We start from the raw sequence: 17544 nt of genomic DNA, 5'->3' as shown, positions 1-17544 counted from the left end.
GCGGGATTCGCCCGCCATTCAGGGGGAGTGCATGGCTATTGATAGCGTTTCAGCATGCAGTTCGCGTAAGCGTTTAGTCGCGAGTTTTCTAGCAATCAGTTCGATATTTGCCACAAGTACATTCGCAGCAACTGCGGCAGATCAGGTAGCGGTCGCATCCGGCCCGAAGATCTTCGACGAATTGCGTTTCGGCGCAAGCGGTTCGATCCAGTCCGGATACGATCACGAGAAAGGCGTCCTCCCGGACGTTCAGGTGCTTTTCAATCCGTTTGGTTATGACCCGACAGCCGATTGGAAAGACCAGCTGATGCATCCACGCATCCACTTGGGAACATCGATCGGCACGGCAGGATCTGCGACCCAGGTCTATAGTGGCCTCTCGTGGACGCTCACCCACAGCAATGGGATATTCACTGAAGTCGGCTTCGGTGGTGCCGTCCATACGGGCAATATCGATGATTGGCGGGATCACGGCCCGATGCTCGGCTGTCGAGTGCTATTTCATGAATATGCTGGCCTCGGATATAATTTCGACAGTCACTGGAACATGATGGCGCAGATTGCCCATGCATCGAATGCCAACCTCTGCGACGGTCCAAACGGCGGCATGACGCGTGTCGGCCTCATGGTCGGCTATAAATTCTGACTGATGGAAGCGGCCGCGAATGGCCGCACGCGTGATTCAGCACCCATAAGTGCCGGCGTCCTGTGAACGCCGGTGATTTTCCTGTCGCACGACAGGGAGACTTGCGCTAAAGAGACCCCGATCCCCTGACCGGCCTTCAAACCCTTTCCAGGCAAGGACCCTCGAGCGCCCATGACCATTTCCAATTCGATCCAGATCACCCCCGAACTGATTGCCGCCCATGGCCTGAAGCCGGATGAATATCAGCGCATTCTGGATCTGATCGGCCGCGAGCCCTCCTTCACCGAACTTGGCATCTTTTCGGCCATGTGGAACGAGCACTGCTCGTACAAATCTTCCAAGAAGTGGCTCCGCACGCTGCCGACAAAAGGTCCGCGTGTCATTCAAGGCCCGGGCGAAAATGCCGGCGTCGTCGACATCGACGATGGCGACTGCGTCGTCTTCAAGATGGAGAGCCACAACCACCCCTCCTATATCGAGCCTTATCAGGGCGCTGCGACTGGTGTTGGTGGCATCCTGCGCGACGTCTTCACGATGGGCGCCCGCCCCGTCGCTGCGATGAACGCCCTGCGCTTCGGCGAGCCTGATCATCCGAAGACCCGCCACCTCGTCTCGGGCGTCGTTTCCGGCGTTGGCGGCTATGGCAATTCCTTCGGCGTCCCGACTGTCGGTGGCGAAGTCGAGTTCGATGCGCGCTACAACGGCAATATCCTCGTCAACGCCTTCGCGGCCGGCCTTGCCAAGTCGAATGCCATCTTCCTGTCTGAAGCCAAGGGCGTTGGCCTGCCGGTCGTCTATCTCGGCGCCAAGACCGGCCGTGACGGCGTCGGCGGCGCCACCATGGCGTCGGCCGAATTTGACGAATCGATCGAAGAAAAGCGCCCGACCGTTCAGGTCGGCGACCCCTTCACTGAAAAGTGCCTACTGGAAGCCTGCCTTGAGTTGATGCAGACGGGCGCCGTCATCGCCATCCAGGACATGGGTGCAGCCGGCCTCACCTGCTCGGCCGTCGAAATGGGCGCCAAGGGCGACCTCGGCATCGAGCTCGATCTCGATAAGGTGCCTGTGCGCGAAGAGCAGATGACGGCTTATGAAATGATGCTGTCGGAAAGCCAGGAGCGCATGCTCATGGTATTGCAGCCGGAAAAGGAAGCCGTCGCCAAGGCGATCTTCGTCAAGTGGGGTCTGGATTTTGCCATCGTCGGCAAGACCACCGACGACCTGCGCTTCCGCGTCATCCACCAGGGCCAGGAAGTCGCCAACCTGCCGATCAAGGATCTCGGCGATCAGGCCCCGGAATATGACCGCCCCTGGCGGGAAGCCGACAAGCGCGCCGCCCTGCCTGCCGATCTGGTCGCAGCGCCGGAGGATTACGGTCAGGCGCTGCTGAAGCTCGTCGGCTCCGCCAACCAGTCCAGCCGCCGTTGGGTCTACGAACAGTACGACACGCTGATCCAGGGCAATTCACTGCAGCTTCCCGGCGGCGACGCCGGTGTGGTGCGTGTCGAAGGTCATCCGACCAAGGCTCTCGCCTTCTCGTCCGACGTGACGCCGCGCTACGTCGAGGCCGATCCGTTTGAAGGTGGCAAGCAGGCCGTGGCCGAATGCTGGCGCAACATCACGGCGACGGGCGCCGAGCCGCTCGCCGCCACCGACAACCTGAACTTCGGCAATCCGGAAAAGCCCGAGATCATGGGCCAGTTCGTCGGCGCCATCAAAGGCATCGGCGAAGCCTGCCGCGCCCTGGATTTCCCGATCGTTTCGGGCAACGTCTCGCTCTACAACGAAACCAACGGCGTCGCCATCCTGCCGACCCCGACCATTGCCGGCGTCGGCCTGCTGCCGGACTGGAAGTCGATGGCCCGCATCGGCTCTGCGTCTGAAGGTGATCATGTCGTCATGATAGGCCTCGACGGCAGCCACCTCGGCTCGTCGATTTATCTGCGCGATTTACTGGGCTCGACCGATGGCCCAGCGCCGGAAGTCGATCTCTTCGCCGAGCGTCGTAACGGCGATTTCGTCCGCTCGGCCATCCGCAACGGCCAAGTCACTGCCTGCCACGACATTTCGTCCGGCGGCCTCGCGCTTGCCCTAGCTGAAATGGCGATGGCCTCCCGCAAGGGCCTGCGCATCGACCTCAGCGAAGGTCGTACCCCGCCGCATGCGGCCCTTTTCGGCGAAGATCAGGCCCGTTATGTCATCGCCGTTCCGGCCGATGTCGCCGATTTCGTCTGCATCAACGCCGAAAGCGCCGGCGTACCCTTCCGCCGCCTCGGCACGGTTGGCGGCTATGCGCTCGTTGTCGACGGACTGTTGTCACTTCCGGTTGAACAGTTGCGCGAAGCGCATGAATCGTGGTTTCCTGCCTTCATGGATGGCAGGGCTCTCGCTGCCGCTGAATAATCGAGGTACCACTTATGCCAATGAACCCCGGCGATATCGAAGACATGATCAAGGCCGGCATTCCCGGCGCCAAGGTAACGATTCGCGACCTGGCCGGGGATGGCGACCACTATGCTGCAGAAGTTGTCGCGGAAGCCTTCCGCGGCAAGAGCCGTGTGCAGCAGCATCAGATGGTCTATGACGCCTTGAAGGGCAACATGGGCGGCGTACTGCACGCCCTTGCGCTACAGACCTCAGCGCCCGACTGAGAGCGCCTGCGCCTCATCGCCGGAGTTGAATGTCAGCTCCGGCATTTTCTGCAGTGAAAATTCGGCAAAATGTGCGGTCGGCAGCGGGCCGGCCGTCATCAATGTGAAATCGAAGAACGCTTTCACGTCCGGGCCGAGCACATATTGCCGGTGAACCCGGAGAAAATCGCGCTTGATCTTGGCATAATGCTTTGCCGACAGCATCTGCTTGAAGCGCACGAACAGGATCGAAGCCTGCTCGGCATCCGGATGCCCGCAAACGGCGGCAACCTTCGCTTTATAGAAATGGATCGCATCGGTCAGACAGTGAACGTCGAGCCAGAAGATCTCCTTGCAGCGCGCAATCAATCCGACGCGTGCGCGCAGCACTGATGCCGGGCGCATGAGGGCGCATTGCAGAATGGCGCTGCCAAGCGTCATGAACACCACTTGTTTGCCCTGCAGCAGTTCCGGCTCCCGCTCCAGCAGCAGACCGATCACGTGTGTCGCAACGGAGGAGCCCATGCTGTGCGAGGAGATGACGAATTCGTCAACGTCGGGCTCTTCCAATGCCTGGCGCACGCTGATAGCCGTCGCCTCCAGCCATTGCTCGGCCCCAAGCCCGTTCAATCCAGCCATCGCCACGGCCATCTCCCAGTCGGAGAAAAGATGCAGCGTATGCAGTTTCTCCGCTTGCGGCAGGAAGACATAGATGAAGAAGGCAACGGCCAGTGCGATGCTGCCGATATGGCTCCATGACGGCAAGCCGAACAGGAATGGCGCAAAGGCGATCGAAAGGCTGATCGTCAGCCCCACGAGCATCAGCAGAAACGGAAAAATGAAGAACAGGGCGAAACGCCAGGCATGACGAAAATAGCCGACCATGCCGCCGCTAAGAGCGACCTTCGCCGCAGCAAGATAGCCGTGCACCAATCGGGTGAAGAATTGTCTGCCGTTCAGGGCGGCGACCAGATCATTGTGATCGACGATATGGACGCGGCTCTGGGTTTGCCAATCGATCGCAGTTGCCGTGACGTCGAAATAAGGCGCCCGTCCGAAATTCTTCAATTCATCGACGGAGGCGGAAAAATCCCACACGGCCGCGCTCTGGCGCGCCGAACGCTCGTAGCGCGCTCGATGCGCGGCAGCATCCAACGGCTCGAAGCCAGGGAAGTGGAGAACCACCCTCTTCTTGATCCTGTTCATATTGTAGTCTGTCCCCGGGGTGCGCCAGTACATCGATGCATGCTGGAAATCAGCCAAGACCATGGGCTGCCGGCTTTTTCATGGCAATGCAATGCAAATCGTCAAAATGCAAGAGATAGGATCCAGCGCTCACCGACACGTCGACCACCCTGTGGCCAGGCCTTTGTCGCAAGCACTCCCTTCCAGGATCGCCGATCGGTGACAATATCGACACGCAACATGTGTCAGCATTCCCGGCCCGGATAAGATGAAACGTCGGTGCAAACGTCGGAGGATGGTTCCGTCGCGATCTTGTCGACGATCGGAGCAACCGCTGGTCGGGGCGCTGGAGCGATCGAGGCTCTGTAGCCGAAGGCGATACTCAAAATCAGCACGATGGCGCTCACGGTCACCGCACTGTTTAAGACCGAAGCTCTCGGCGTACGGACGTGTTCATAATATTCCCGTTCGCCGTCGCTCGTATCCTCCGAGCTGTAAAATTCCCGCTCTTCACCAACCTGCCCGTCTGAATAATGATGGTGGCTCATGGTGTCCGCTCCCTCAAAAATGCGAATGCCGTGCTCACAAGGGACCGATACGCGTCAAATCGTATCAATCGACGAATTCTAACAAACAAACCGGCCGCATGTAAATTCAGTAGCAACCTAATCTTATTTGTTGCTTAGATTTTTTTCATATGCGTTGTTCAGTCATTGAGTTGAAGAGGCATTTTCAAAACGCACTGTTCAGAGAAAATCGCCAATAGATGGTTTCCACCACCATCCACGCTCGCGACACCCGAAATCATTCATGCGATGAAAAAGATGGCACGTACGTTTTGCGGCTGGAAATCGCGTCAATCGCTTGCTATTTAGAGAGCGGATTTAAACGCTGCGGCCCTTGACTCCGCATGTGAAAGGAACTGGACAATGAGCGGCATTCAGGAATTCATCGCCAATGAAGTAAAGAACAACGACGTCGTTCTCTTCATGAAAGGCACGCCCCAGTTCCCCCAGTGTGGTTTCTCGGGCCAGGTCGTGCAGATTCTCGACTATATCGGTGTCGACTATAAGGGCATAAACGTCCTTGCTGATGCCGAGATCCGTCAGGGCATCAAAGACTATTCCAACTGGCCGACCATCCCGCAGCTCTACGTGAAGGGCGAATTCATCGGCGGCTGCGATATCGTGCGCGAAATGTTCCAGGCTGGTGAGTTGCAGCAGCATTTTCAGGAAAACGGCATCAGCGTACGCGGCGCCGCCTGACCGGTCACCGGGCTTCTCGTCCGGTTTCCATAGTTCAATTCGATCGATAAGGCGCTGCCATCGGGCGGCGCCTTGATATGTTTATGGGAATAAAACCGTGACGACTTCATCCCAGGCTCTGTCTCATGGGCAATTGCCCATGGGCAAGCGCGAGTTCATCGCACTCGCGGCCTTCCTGATGGCGACCAACTCGCTTGCGATCGACATCATGCTCCCTGCCCTGCAGCAGATCGGCTCCAGCCTTGGCGTTCTGAACGAGAATCACCGCCAGTTCGTGGTGACGGCCTATCTGATCGGGTTCGGTGGGGCGCAGCTCATTTACGGCCCTTTGTCGGATCGCTTTGGCCGGCGCATACCGCTGCTGATCGGCCTTACGATCTACGTCATTTCGGCCTTCGGCATCGCACTGATCCCGTCCTTTGCCGGATTGCTCGCCCTGCGCTTTATCCAGGGCCTCGGCTCGGCGGCGACGCGCGTCATCACCATTTCCATCGTCCGTGACGTCTTCGGTGGCCGGTTGATGGCCGAGGTGATGTCATTGATCATGATGGTCTTCATGATTGTCCCGGTCATCGCGCCGGGAAGCGGCCAGGTCATCCTGCTCTTCAGCACCTGGCACATGATCTTCGTTTTCATCGGCGTCATGGCGACGCTCGTCGGTCTCTGGATGTATTTCCGACTTCCCGAGACGCTGAAGCCGGAAAACGTGCGTCCCCTCACCGTCAAGTCGGTCGCGGCCGGCTTCAAGATAGTGCTGACGAACCGCGTTGCGCTCTGTTACACCATCGCCAGCACGTTCCTTTTCGGGGCGCTGTTCGGCTTCATCAATTCTGCTCAGCAGATCTATAACGACATCTACGGCCTCGGCGTCTACACGCCGCTAGCTTTCGGCGGCGTGGCAGCGTTCATGGCTCTCTCGTCCTTCGTCAACTCTCAGTTCGTCGGCCGATTCGGCATGCGCAGGCTGTCGCACACGGCCTTGCTCGGCTTTGTCGGCATCACTTTCTGTTGGCTGCTGGTGCAGCTCTACGGACCGTCACCAATGCCATTCCCACTGTTCATGGTCTTTTTCGCGCTGGCGATGTTCCAGTTCGGCTGGATCGGTTCCAATTTCAACTCCCTTGCGATGGAGCCTCTCGGCCACGTCGCCGGCACGGCATCCTCCGTACTCGGCTTCATGAGCACGGTCGGCGGCGCGTCGATCGGTGCATGCATCGGGCAATTCTACAACGGCACGGCAACGCCGATGGTCATCGGCTATTTCACTGTTTCCCTCATCGGCGTCGTCTTTGTGCTGATCGCCGAAAAGGGAAAGCTGTTCCGCCCGCACAATGCGCCGCCGCCGGCTGACCAGTCCCTCGCTTTGCATTGATAGGCAAATTCATATGACCCCGCCTAAAGAACAGAAAACAACGGCGCCAACTGGCGCCAACCGCATCGGCCTCGGCATCGTCGAATTCATCATCACGATTGCCCTGATGACGGCCAGCATCTCCATGGGCATCGACAGCATGCTGCCCGCGCTGCCGAACATCGGCCAGTCGCTCCACGTCGCCAATCCCAATGACACCCAGCTGGTCATCGGTGTCTATTTCCTCGGCTTCGGCATTTGCCAGCTCTTCTTCGGTAGCCTGTCGGACACTTATGGTCGGCGGCGCATCCTGCTCGGCGGCCTGGCCTTCTATACGGTGACGCTATTTGCCGCAGCCTGGAGCGGCAGCCTTTTCGCACTGCTCGCGATGCGTTTTGCGCAGGGCGTCGGCGCCGCGGCCGTGCGCATCACGACACTGGCGATTGTCCGCGATTGCTTCGGCGGCCGCGAAATGGCGCGCGTCATGTCCTATGTCATGATCGTTTTCATGATCATGCCGATGGTAGCACCTTTCGTCGGCCAGGTGATCGTTGCCTATTCCAATTGGCAGTGGATCTTCATCCTGCTCGGCATCGTTAGCGCTGGCCTCGTTCTGGTAGCCTTCTTCCGCATGAAGGAAACGCTGCCGAAGGAAGAGCGTCTGCCGCTCTCCGTCGCCTCCGTTCTCTCCGGCTTCAAGACGGTCCTGACGAACCGCATCACCTGCGGTTACATGATCGGACTTACGCTCTATACCGGCGTGATCTGCTCCTACATCGTCTCGGTGCAGCAGGTATTCGGCGAGGTCTACGGCCTCGGAGATTCGTTCCCGATCGCCTTTGCGGCAACGGCGGCCGGCACGGCCGTCGCGCAGTTCGCAAACGGTTATTTTGTCCGCAGCTTTGGCATGCGACGCATATCCCATGCTGCCATGATCATCTTCACCGTTCTGGGCGCCATCGGCTATGTCGCAGGCATGTTCGGCCAGCCGAGCTTCACGTTCATCTATGTGCTGATCTCGATCATGCTGATGATGTTCGCAGTCATCACCACCAACTTCATGGCCATCAGCCTGGAGCCGATGGGACACCTGGCGGGCACGGCGGCTGCGATCACCAGCTCGGTCTCAACCACGGTGGGCGTTCTCCTGGGCGGCATCGTCGGCCAGATGTTCGATGGGACCGCCCAGCCGATGATCGCCGGCTTCACCATATTCGGTGCGCTTACGATCCTGGCGACGCTTTGGGCAGAGCGCGGCAAGCTCTTTACCCATCCCGGCGATACGCCGCCGCTGGAGCCAGGCATGGGTCACGTCTGAGCGACGCGACTCCCCGAACTATACGCGGCTGCGAGAAAGGCTGATCCAGCGCAGCGCAGCCGCTATGGCGAGGCCAAACAAGGGCCAGATAGCCCACGGCGTTCCTCGCCACGTAAAGAGATTGATCATGACGATGCCAACGCCGGTAATGGCCAGACCGGCGATGGCCATATCGATCTGCTTGTTGCTGCGGACGAAGCGAAGCGCAGCCACCCACACAAGGGCGAGTATGGGCCACTTGGCCCAGAACTCGCCGTGCCAGCTCAGCCCGTTAAGCACGGCCAGGCCAACGGCAACGACGAAGGGCACGCCGTAGCTGCGGCGCCAGTCTTGCAGCGCAGGTTCGCTTGCTGCCACATCGGACGTCCGGACAGGTTCCGGCGCCGGCCGATATTCCGGAGTGGTATCGACGACCTGCACGCCACCGACGCGCACCGCATAGCTCGGCACGCCGCCCTCGATATTCTTGACATCCAGCTGACCGAGAAAATCGAAACCGACCGCGACCTTGTTGCGAACCTGATCATAAACCGTGTTGGAAATAACGATGCCGCCAGCCGCGGCGCGCGATTGCAACCGGGCTGCAATGTTGACGCCGTCGCCGTAGAGATCGTTGCCATCGGCAATCACGTCGCCGAGATTGAGGCCGATACGGAAAAGCATCTGCTTCTCGACATCCATCGCAGCGTTGTAGCCGGCCAATTCGTTCTGGATATCAATTGCCGCCCGCAACGCTTCGACAACGCTCGGAAATTCGGCAAAGACGCCATCGCCCCAGGTATTGATGACGCGGCCGCCATGCGCTTCTATCAACCGCGTCATGGCATCGCGATAGCGGCGGAGGGTGGCGAGCGTCCCCTCCTCGTCTTTCCCCATGAGACGCGAATAATCCTGCACGTCAGCACAGAAGATGGTGGTCAGCTTGCGGCTCGTTTCGGACATCGATCTCATCCTTTGGGCAAGTGCCGGTCAAGCCTCTTGCCTATGCCGCAAGGATAGCCTGCCCGGCGAGACTTTCCAAGTAGCCGCGTCGGCTACAGAGGCCATGTCATGGGATCGTCACATGGTGAAAACTTCGCGCCGCAGCAATTCCCAGGATCCCTCGTCGACTGCTACGAGCAAACCTCCATCGATATGACGCGGCAAGTAGGGAGAGCCATCGAAGCGGCGAACGTAAGCGCCGGCCTCCTGCGCGATCAGAGAGCCCGCCAAATGGTCCCAGGGCATAAGCTTGTTATACATGAGGTAGTGCACATGGCCGCTCGCAAGGGTGCGATACTCATGCGCGGCACAGCGGTAGTTGGTGGAGTAACGCACCTTGGCGAGATTGCCCATGATCTCGCCGCGTTTTTCCTTCGGCAGGAAGCTCGTCGACGCCATGCCGACCATGTCTTCCAGCGCTGCCGGCCGAGTGACGTTCAGACGCAGCATTTCCCCATCCGGGCGGCGCAGCCAAGCCCCGCTACCGCGCTCCGCCAGCACCCAATCATCACCCATCGGATCGAAGATAATGCCGGCAACCGTCTCGCCCTTGGCGATCACCGACGCCATCACGCCGAAGGCTGGGATACCGGAGGCGAAATTGAACGTGCCGTCGACCGGATCCACGACGATGGCCAAATCCGCATCCGCCAGTTTTTCGAGGAGTGCCGGATCGGCTGCGACAGATTCCTCGCCGATAAAGAGCGCCTCCGGCCAAAGTCGCGATACTTCCGCCTTCACCATGCGCTCGGCACGCTCGTCAGCCTCGGTCACCAGATCGGTTGCTTCGCTCTTAGCGCGGACGTCGTCACTGCCGAGCCTGCGGAAGCGCGGCAGGATCTCCATCTGCGCCGCGCGGCGCAACACGTGGGCAAGGGTGGTAACGTCAACTTGCGAAGTCATGATATGGTCCTTTCCTTTCAGTCGCTGATGATTTCCCGGCGTATCATGTGCCAGCTATCCTCATCCGGCGCGGAGATGATGCCGCCCGTCGTCTCGCCGGGCCGGTAGGGCGTGCCGTCGAATTTTGCCGTATAGCCGCCGGCCTCCTGATGTGCCAGTACCCCGGCAAGATGATCCCAGGGCATCAGAGTCGCATGGCCAATGAAATGCCACTTGCCCGATGCGACCATCCAATATTCGTAGGCCGAGCAATTCAGGCCGAAGGCGATACGGGCCTTGGCGAGATTGGTGGTGATGCGGGAGCGAGCCGGCTCTTCCATATGCCCCCAGGATATGGCGCCCGTCATCGCACCGAGCGAGGCGGCGGGAGCGACGGCGAGCCGCCTCGCCTGCCCTGTCCTGCGGCGAAGAAAGGTGCCCGCACCGCGCATGGCTGTGATCGTATCTCCGAGTACGGGATCGTAGATCACGCTCGCGATCGTCTGCCCCTTGGCGACGACGGCTATGATCGTTCCGAAAACAGGCAGTCCGGCCGCGAAATTGAAGGTGCCGTCTACCGGATCGATGGTGAAAGCGAGATCCGCATGTGCCAGTGCCGGCACTACCGACTTGTCGGCCTCGTAGGCTTCCTCTCCGACGATCAACGCGGTTGGAAAGCGCGCCCGCAATGCCGCCGTGATGTATTTTTCAGCGAGCAGATCGGCTTCCGTCACCAGATCGATGGCCGAGGTCTTTTCCGATATGTCGCCGGCGCCCAGATTGCGGAACCGGGGCATTATTTCCAGTGCTGCCGCTTCGGCAACAATCGTCATCAGGTAGTCGAGATCCGTATCGGAGAAAGTCATCGGAAGCCTTTGATTTGGAAGGGCCTCCTCTTATGCCCGATTCGATGACAGTGGTGTGGCGAAAGCGCCTATACGACGTCAGCTGGCTCCGCAGAGGATCCTGCAGCCATTACAGCGCCGCGCGCCACAAGTGGCGCGCAAAGGTCGCTGTAACACTTTATGTCTGCTGCATAATTTTGTCCGTAGATCGATTCCGATCTGCGGAATTATGCAGTAGGCCGGCGAAATCGAAGAGTTTCGGATCCAGCAGATGTGAAGGGTTCACATGCGCCAGCGCGCGCAGCATCGTATCCTTGCGACCCGGCATGCGCCGCTCGATATCGGCGAGCATGTCTTTCATGGCGTTGCGTTGCAACCCATCCTGAGAGCCGCAGAGATCGCAGGGAATGATCGGAAACTGCATGGCAGTCGCAAACTTGGCGAGATCGTCCTCGGCCGCATAGGCGAGTGGCCGCAGCAGCATCAGATCGCCTTCGTCGTTGAGCAGCTTCGCCGGCATGGAGGCCAGCCTGCCGCCGTGGAAAAAATTCATGAAGAAGGTTTCGAGAATATCCTCGCGGTGATGGCCGAGCACCAGCGCGTCACAACCTTCCTCGCGGGCGATACGATAGAGATTGCCGCGACGCAGTCGCGAACAGAGCGAGCAATAGGTCGCCCCCTCCGGTACCTTCTCCTTCACGATGGAATAGGTATCGCGATATTCGATGCGATGCGCAACGCCAACCTTGGTCAGATATTCGGGCAGGATATGTTTCGGAAAATTCGGCTGGCCCTGATCGAGATTGCAGGCAACCAGCTCAACGGGCAGCAAACCACGCCATTTCAGATCGAGCAGCAGCGCCAACAACCCATAGGAATCCTTGCCGCCGGAAAGGCCAACCAGCCAGCGTTTCTGTCCCTTCAGCATCTGGAAATCTTCCAGCGCTTGACGAACCTGCCGCAGCAGGCGCTTGCGAAGCTTGTTGAAGGAAACGGAGCGCGGCGCATCGAGAAACATCGGATGCACGGCAGCGCCGCCATCTTCAACCTCGATATCGATGTCGTCCTTCACCGTCGTCGCGATATTCATTGCGTAATCCTTTGCGTCTGGCCTCGCTGATAGCAGAAAGCGCGACGAGAAGACACCGTATCAGTCACCAAACACCGACCAACCGGTGCGTGCCGCCAGCATTTCCAGCGCCACTGCGCCAAGCTGCGAATTGCCGACCTTGTTCAACCCCGGCGACCAAACGGCAATCGAGCCGATGCCCGGCGCCACGGCCAAAATACCGCCGCCGACACCGCTCTTGCCGGGCAGGCCGACATGATATGCGAAATCGCCCGAGCCATCATAATGGCCGCAGGTCAGCATCAGCGCATTGATGCGTCGCGCCCGCTTCGGCGAAACGACGGAATGACCGGTGATCGGATTGCTGCCGCGCGCAGCGAGATAAAGCCCGGCCCTGGCAAGCTGCTGGCAGCTCATCGACAGCGCGCATTGATGGAAATAGACCCCGAGCACATGCTCTACCGGATGGTGGATATTGCCGTAGGCGCGCATGAAATTGGCAAGCGCGAAATTGCGAAAACCCGTCTGCGTCTCCGAACGCGCAACCCTGTCATCGATGCTGATGGTCTCGTCGTCAGCCACATAGCGCACGAAGCGCAGCAACTCACCGATCGCCTCACGCGGCTCGTGCCCGGCCAGGACGACATCGCTGACGGCGATAGCGCCCGCGTTGATGAAGGGATTGCGGGGAATGCCCTCTTCCCGTTCCAGCTGGACGATGGAGTTGAACGTCGTACCGGACGGCTCACGCCCAACCCGCTTCCAAAGGCTCTCTCCGACCTTGCCAAGCGCAAGCGTGAGCATGAAGACCTTGGAGATACTCTGAATGGAGAAAGGAATTGCCGCATCGCCGACGCTGTAGACATCGCCGTTGACCGTTGCGATCGTCATACCGAATTGCTTCGGATCGACCTTCGCCAGCTCCGGAATGTAATCGGCAACCTTGCCTTCGCCGATACGCGGCGAAAGCTCCGCATGGATGCCGTCGAGAATTGCCTGCAAATCCGTCATGAGGCGCTCCAAAGACAAAAAAGCCGCTCGAACCGAGCGGCTTTCTCATTCATCAATAAAGTTATCCGCTTATTAACGCGAATAGAATTCGACGACCAGATGCGGTTCCATGACAACGGCGTAAGGAACGTCGCTGAGGGCCGGAACGCGAGCGAAGGTCGCAACCATCTTGTTGTGGTCTGCTTCGATGTAGTCCGGAACGTCGCGCTCGGCGAGCGAAACCGATTCCAGAACGGTTACGAGCTGCTTGGACCGCTCGCGAACTTCGATAACGTCACCAGCCTTGCAGCGGTACGAACCGATGTTGACGCGAACGCCGTTAACCGTGACGTGGCCATGGTTGACGAACTGGCGAGCTGCGAAGACGGTCGGAACGAACTTGGCGCGGTAGACGATCGCGTCCAGGCGCGATTCGAGCAGGCCAATCAGGTTTTCCGAGGTGTCGCCCTTGCGGCGGTCAGCTTCAGCGAAGATGGCGCGGAACTGCTTCTCGCGCAGGTCGCCGTAATAGCCCTTCAGCTTCTGCTTGGCGCGCAGCTGCACACCGAAGTCCGAAAGCTTGCCCTTGCGGCGCTGGCCGTGCTGGCCCGGGCCGTATTCGCGACGGTTAACCGGGGACTTCGGGCGGCCCCAGATGTTTTCGCCCATACGGCGGTCAATTTTGTACTTGGACGATTCGCGCTTGCTCATCGCATTTCCTTTCAAAGTGTTGCAGCGGCCCGTTGCCGAACCGCGAAGGAAACACGCCCTCCTCTGAACTCCGTTTTCGAGCTCTGACAGGCTTCTCACATTAGCGAACGGAGAAAGCCACGGGACATGTCAAATGAAACACCGGACATTTCTGCCCGGCGTTGGGGCGGTCTCTAAGGGGTCGTCATGAAAATGTCAACAGCGCCAAGCACTCTTCAACGAGAATTGGCCGCTATTCCGCCGCCGCCTGCTCGCCGCCATCCAGATCCGGCGCATTGGCGTCACCCGGCGTCGTCTGGCATCCCATATCCGGGAAGGCAACGATGCGCTTGCCCGAGAAATCCGTGTGGACAACGACGCTGCCCTGTTCCTCGAAATAGCTGAGGAGACGACGGGCACGGCGCGCCGAATGGGTGCCGTAGGCGCGGGCGATGCGGGCGTCCGAGGGGCATGGCTCACCACTGATGGCGGCCTTGGCCAGCATCAGGAAAACGCCCTGCAGATCATCGGTGACGCTGGAAGAAAGCGAGAGCGCCGTCGCCCATTGCTCGGTCGCCATGATCTCATCATCGGCGCCGGAACGCGTAATCGCCACGCGGCGGCGAAAATCCGACAAGCTCATCGGCGAGCCGGGAACACGGCGCATGCGCAGCCGCACCAGAAACTCCTGATAGAGCACCGAATCGGTGCGGAAGCCGGAGGCCGGGTCGTCAAGGATCTCGGAGAGCACGGCACTGACCCTCGCTTCACGATCCTCGCTCGATATTTCCGGCTGGCTGATCTTCGGTTCGGTCGTGACCGGGCCGGCCGCCGGCACGGAGCGGGAAAGCTCGGCCAGAATATCGGTCGTCGGACGCGGCGCCGGCGTTGCGCGGCGAACAGCGGGTCGTGTAAACTCCTCGGGATCCGGCGTGAAGATCAGATCTTCCACATCCTGCGGCGCATCCGGCAAAGGCATCAGCTTCGGACTGGAGGAACGCGCCGACGTCTCCACCGTGCCGATCGCGATCGGCAACGGCCGACGGGAGAGAGCTGGTCCGAGCGCGACGAAATTGCCGCGCTTCAGATCGCGAAACATTTCCGCCTGCCGGCGATCCATGCCGAGAAGGTCGGCGGCGCGAGCCATGTCGATATCGAGGAAGGTGCGGCCCATCAGGAAGTTGGAAGCTTCTGCCGCCACGTTCTTTGCAAGCTTTGCCAGACGCTGCGTGGCGATGACGCCGGCGAGCCCGCGCTTTCGGCCACGGCACATCAGGTTGGTCATGGCGCCCAGTGACATCTTGCGCGCATCTTCCGAGACGTCGCCGCCAACCGAGGGCGCAAACATCTGTGCCTCGTCGACGACGACAAGCACCGGATACCAGAATTCGCGATCGGCATCGAACATGCCGTTCAGAAAGGCGGCGGCAGCGCGCATCTGCTGCTCGATATCGAGCCCTTCGAGCGTCAGCACGCAGGAAACGCGATGCTGGCGAATGCGGTTGGCTATACCGGCAAGCTCGGCTTCCGTGCGCTCGCCATCGACGACGACATGACCGAATTTGTCGGCCAGCGTGACGAAATCGCCTTCGGGATCGATGATGACCTGCTGTACCCACTGCGCGGATTGCTCAAGCAACCGCCGCAAAAGGTGCGATTTTCCGGAGCCGGAATTGCCTTGAACCAGGAGACGCGTCGCCAGCAGCTCCTCGATATCGAGCTGGGCGCTGGTCCCGCCGGACGCCGTTCCCATGTCGATGCCGACCTGCAATGCACTTCCCCTATGAGCAAGAATCAAATGTGAATGCGTCCCATCTTTCTGAAAGGACGTGCCTTCGTCTAGAGCACTTCCGCTTTTCTTCGAATCGCGAAAATGCTCTATCTCGTTTTGCTTTTTACGTAATTCCCGACGGAAAACCGCTGCGCACTTTTCCTGGAATTGCTCTAGCAAAGATTTCCAAGCTTCGCGCCCGTGGATTGAGAAAACCCACAGGCGATTGCGAGATCTACCTGAACCGCAGATTGGCCCGCGACAGCTGGCTGACAGAGGTGCAGCCCATCAGCTTCATGTCGCGCTCGACCTCGGTGCGCAGGTGCCGCAAAGCGCGCTCCACGCCCGCCTGACCGGCAGCAGCCAGGGGATAGAGGTAAAAGCGGCCGAGGCCGACCGCCTTGGCGCCGAGCGAAAGGGCTTTCAGCACATGCGTGCCGCGCTGAATGCCGCCATCCATCATCACGTCGATGCGATGGCCAACGGCGTCAACGATCTCAGCCAATTGATCGAATGCGGAACGCGAGCCGTCCAACTGCCGCCCGCCGTGGTTCGACAGTACGATGCCGGTGCAGCCGATATCGACGGCACGCTTGGCGTCCTCGACCGACATGATGCCCTTCAGGCAGAACTGCCCGTTCCAGTGCTTCACCATTTCGGCGACGTCGTTCCAGTTCATCGACGGATCGAGCATCTCGGTAAAATACTTGCCGATCGACATGGCGCCGCCGCTCATATCCACATGCTCGTCGAGCTGCGGCAGCCGGAACTTCTCGTGCGTAACATAATTCAGCGCCCAGGCAGGCTTGATGGCAAATTGGGTGAGGCCTGCGAGATTGAGCTTGAACGGAATGGAGAAACCGGTGCGCAGATCGCGCTCGCGATTGCCGCCGGTAATACTGTCGACGGTCAGCATCATCACATTGACGCCGGCGTCCTTCGCCCGCTCCATCATCGCCCGGTTCAGCCCGCGATCCCTGTGGAAATAGAACTGATAGACCTGCGGCCCCTGATACTTCTTGCGTATTTCCTCAAGACTGACGGTGCCGAGCGAGGAGACGCCGAACATCGTTCCGAGAGAAGCCGCAGCCGCGGCAACCGCATTCTCGCCCTGGTGATGGAACAGGCGCTGCAGCGCCGTCGGCGAGCAATAGAAAGGAGTCGCGAGCTTTTGTCCCATGACGGTGACAGACATGTCGATCTCGCTGACCCCACGCAGGACGTTGGGAACGAGATCGCAGCTTTCGAAGCTCGACGTGTTCCGCCGCAGCGTCACCTCATCGTCGGCTGCGCCGTCGATATAGTTGAAGATCGGGCCGGGAAGACGCTTTTTCGCGAGCAGGCGAAAATCATGGAAGTTGTGGCATTCACGCAAACGCATGGCTTGCCTCGGCATTCTCAAAAGACATCAACTATCGAACTCCCGCTAATCCCGCCGTTCATACCGGTCTTGCATTACATCCGGTGCAGACGCGCTTCCCATTTGTAGAGCACGTCCGGTTCCTTTTCCTCATTGCCTGCCCCGTCCGGCTCGTCAACCACGAAGAAGCCATGCTTCTCGTAAAAGCGGCGCGCCGGCGCATTTCTCTGGAAGGTCCAGAGCGAGAGCACCGGATAGGTGGATTTCGCCACATCAAGCAGGCGGCTGCCGATGCCGCGCCCCTGGGCCTCGGGCAAAACATAGAGCTGGTCGATCCAATCCTCGAGAAAGGCAATGACGCCCACCAATCGGCCGCCCTCTTCCGCGCCCCAGATCTGGCAATCCTTATAGACGACAGCGCTCCAGAAACCGACATCCTCTTCGGGTGTATGAAGGCCGCTAAGCGTCGGCAGCCGCTCGTCGAAGGACGCGCGGTGGACCGCCGCCGCGGCCGGCATGTCGGCGAATTCGAGTTTACGCAACGAAATCTTGTCGGTCATC

At 59.7% G+C, this 17544-nt stretch carries 17 protein-coding genes; 6 read left to right on the top strand and 11 right to left on the bottom strand.

Annotated elements, in window-relative coordinates:
• Nucleotides 1-31 precede the first annotated feature (31 nt).
• The 3 genes from ACIQJ2_RS13175 (at nucleotide 32) to ACIQJ2_RS13165 (ending at nucleotide 3297) form a co-directional block, all read left to right on the top strand.
• The gene (locus tag ACIQJ2_RS13175; protein ID WP_400669240.1) at nucleotides 32-646 is read left to right on the top strand and encodes an acyloxyacyl hydrolase; all 615 of its coding nucleotides are present in this window, start codon (nucleotides 32-34) and stop codon (nucleotides 644-646) included.
• Between the two features lie 171 nt (nucleotides 647-817).
• Nucleotides 818-3049, top strand: a complete 2232-nt coding sequence (purL, locus tag ACIQJ2_RS13170; protein WP_400669237.1) for a phosphoribosylformylglycinamidine synthase subunit PurL — start codon at nucleotides 818-820, stop codon at nucleotides 3047-3049.
• Between the two features lie 14 nt (nucleotides 3050-3063).
• A complete protein-coding gene (locus ACIQJ2_RS13165) occupies nucleotides 3064-3297 on the top strand; it encodes a BolA family protein (protein WP_004108912.1) in 234 nt (77 codons plus the stop codon).
• On the opposite strand, the gene ACIQJ2_RS13160 is transcribed toward ACIQJ2_RS13165, so the two are convergent.
• Together ACIQJ2_RS13160 and ACIQJ2_RS13155 are read right to left on the bottom strand one after the other, a co-directional pair.
• A complete protein-coding gene (locus ACIQJ2_RS13160; RefSeq protein WP_199150620.1) occupies nucleotides 3283-4482 on the bottom strand; it encodes a hypothetical protein in 1200 nt (399 codons plus the stop codon). The genes ACIQJ2_RS13165 and ACIQJ2_RS13160 overlap by 15 nt on opposite strands.
• A 224-nt stretch (nucleotides 4483-4706) precedes the next feature.
• A complete protein-coding gene (locus ACIQJ2_RS13155; protein ID WP_199150621.1) occupies nucleotides 4707-5009 on the bottom strand; it encodes a hypothetical protein in 303 nt (100 codons plus the stop codon).
• A 381-nt stretch (nucleotides 5010-5390) separates the two neighbouring features.
• Here ACIQJ2_RS13155 and grxD point away from each other — a divergent pair, with 381 nt between their 5' ends.
• The 3 genes from grxD to ACIQJ2_RS13140 all read left to right on the top strand — a co-directional run bounded on the left by grxD (nucleotide 5391) and on the right by ACIQJ2_RS13140 (nucleotide 8395).
• A complete protein-coding gene (gene grxD / locus ACIQJ2_RS13150; protein ID WP_184704132.1) occupies nucleotides 5391-5726 on the top strand; it encodes a Grx4 family monothiol glutaredoxin in 336 nt (111 codons plus the stop codon).
• 139 nt (nucleotides 5727-5865) lie between these two features.
• Nucleotides 5866-7098: a multidrug effflux MFS transporter gene (locus ACIQJ2_RS13145; RefSeq protein ID WP_199150628.1), complete on the top strand. Its 1233-nt coding sequence runs from the start codon at nucleotides 5866-5868 to the stop codon at nucleotides 7096-7098.
• A gap of 13 nt (nucleotides 7099-7111) precedes the next feature.
• Nucleotides 7112-8395, top strand: a complete 1284-nt coding sequence (locus ACIQJ2_RS13140) for a multidrug effflux MFS transporter (protein WP_400669233.1) — start codon at nucleotides 7112-7114, stop codon at nucleotides 8393-8395.
• Between the two features lie 18 nt (nucleotides 8396-8413).
• On the opposite strand, the gene ACIQJ2_RS13135 is transcribed toward ACIQJ2_RS13140, so the two are convergent.
• The 9 genes from ACIQJ2_RS13135 to ACIQJ2_RS13095 form a co-directional block, all read right to left on the bottom strand.
• Nucleotides 8414-9337 carry an adenylate/guanylate cyclase domain-containing protein gene (locus ACIQJ2_RS13135; protein WP_400669231.1) on the bottom strand — a complete coding sequence of 308 codons (924 nt, stop codon included), beginning with the start codon at nucleotides 9335-9337 and terminating at the stop codon, nucleotides 8414-8416.
• Nucleotides 9338-9454: 117 nt separating this feature from the next.
• On the bottom strand, nucleotides 9455-10279 hold the full coding sequence (locus ACIQJ2_RS13130) for an inositol monophosphatase family protein (protein ID WP_400669228.1): 825 nt from the start codon (nucleotides 10277-10279) through the stop codon (nucleotides 9455-9457).
• Between the two features lie 17 nt (nucleotides 10280-10296).
• Nucleotides 10297-11124: an inositol monophosphatase family protein gene (locus ACIQJ2_RS13125; protein WP_400669225.1), complete on the bottom strand. Its 828-nt coding sequence runs from the start codon at nucleotides 11122-11124 to the stop codon at nucleotides 10297-10299.
• A gap of 157 nt (nucleotides 11125-11281) precedes the next feature.
• Complete coding sequence (gene ttcA / locus ACIQJ2_RS13120) at nucleotides 11282-12193, bottom strand: tRNA 2-thiocytidine(32) synthetase TtcA (protein WP_400669223.1); 912 nt, start codon at nucleotides 12191-12193, stop codon at nucleotides 11282-11284.
• 60 nt (nucleotides 12194-12253) lie between these two features.
• Entirely contained in the window at nucleotides 12254-13183 is a 930-nt protein-coding gene (locus ACIQJ2_RS13115; protein WP_400669221.1) for a glutaminase, read from the bottom strand.
• Between the two features lie 72 nt (nucleotides 13184-13255).
• Complete coding sequence (gene rpsD, locus ACIQJ2_RS13110; protein ID WP_199092924.1) at nucleotides 13256-13873, bottom strand: 30S ribosomal protein S4; 618 nt, start codon at nucleotides 13871-13873, stop codon at nucleotides 13256-13258.
• A gap of 232 nt (nucleotides 13874-14105) precedes the next feature.
• Complete coding sequence (locus tag ACIQJ2_RS13105; RefSeq protein WP_400669218.1) at nucleotides 14106-15623, bottom strand: helicase HerA domain-containing protein; 1518 nt, start codon at nucleotides 15621-15623, stop codon at nucleotides 14106-14108.
• Between the two features lie 235 nt (nucleotides 15624-15858).
• The gene (locus tag ACIQJ2_RS13100) at nucleotides 15859-17004 is read right to left on the bottom strand and encodes an alpha-hydroxy acid oxidase (protein WP_400669215.1); all 1146 of its coding nucleotides are present in this window, start codon (nucleotides 17002-17004) and stop codon (nucleotides 15859-15861) included.
• A gap of 74 nt (nucleotides 17005-17078) precedes the next feature.
• Nucleotides 17079-17543 (bottom strand): GNAT family N-acetyltransferase, encoded by a 465-nt coding sequence (locus ACIQJ2_RS13095; RefSeq protein WP_400669614.1) that lies wholly within the window; start codon nucleotides 17541-17543, stop codon nucleotides 17079-17081.
• Nucleotide 17544: the final 1 nt, after the last annotated feature.

This window comes from Rhizobium sp. NPDC092011 (genome assembly GCF_044756305.1).
Taxonomy (GTDB): Bacteria; Pseudomonadota; Alphaproteobacteria; order Rhizobiales; family Rhizobiaceae; genus Rhizobium.
Note: the sequence above shows the minus strand (reverse complement) of the source record. Positions and strands in the feature narration are given on the sequence as shown.